Here is a 606-nt window from a genome sequence, read left to right on the forward strand (position 1 = left end):
CGGCGCTGGTCAACAAACTGGAAAGCGTCTCCGGTGGCGATCAGTTCGAACAACTGACCCTGGGCAAAGACCAGTTCACCACCACCGTCACCGACCAACCATCGGGCGAAGGCGACAAGATCACCGTCACCATCGAAAGCAACGGCGACGTACTGGAAAACGCCGCACCGAAGTTCACCGTCAAGGTCGACCAGGTCCTCAAACAAGACCTGACCGTGACCCTGAGCAACGGCGATACCGTCGTCATCAAGGCCGGCACCACCAGCGTGCCGTACGAGCTGGCTGCGCAAGGTGATGACGTCTACAAAGACGGCCAGATCATCGAAGTTGGCATCGACAACGCCACCGTTGACGGCAAGTCCTTCGAGAACCTGGTACTGGGCGGCAAAGCCCAAGTGACCATCGGCGACACTATCTCCGAAGTGGTCGCCACTCTGTCTGTGGATAAAACCACCGTCACCGAGGGCGGCCAGGTCACTTACACCGTGACCCTGACCAACGCTGCTGGCCTGCCGATGAGCAACCACGGCGAGTTGACCTTCAAGCTCACCGACGGCACCGAGATCAAGATCCCGGCCAATGGCACCACCGGCACTGCCGTGGTCA

The 606-nt window shown here is 59.9% G+C and carries 1 protein-coding gene; it reads left to right on the plus strand.

Annotated features, from left to right (window positions below; genetic code table 11):
* Positions 1-606, plus strand: a 606-nt coding sequence (locus AACY45_RS27490) for an immunoglobulin-like domain-containing protein (RefSeq protein ID WP_339548603.1), incomplete at both ends; no start/stop codon positions are given.

The sequence above is a fragment of the Pseudomonas sp. RA_35y_Pfl2_P32 genome, from assembly GCF_963970735.1.
Taxonomy (GTDB): Bacteria; Pseudomonadota; Gammaproteobacteria; order Pseudomonadales; family Pseudomonadaceae; genus Aquipseudomonas.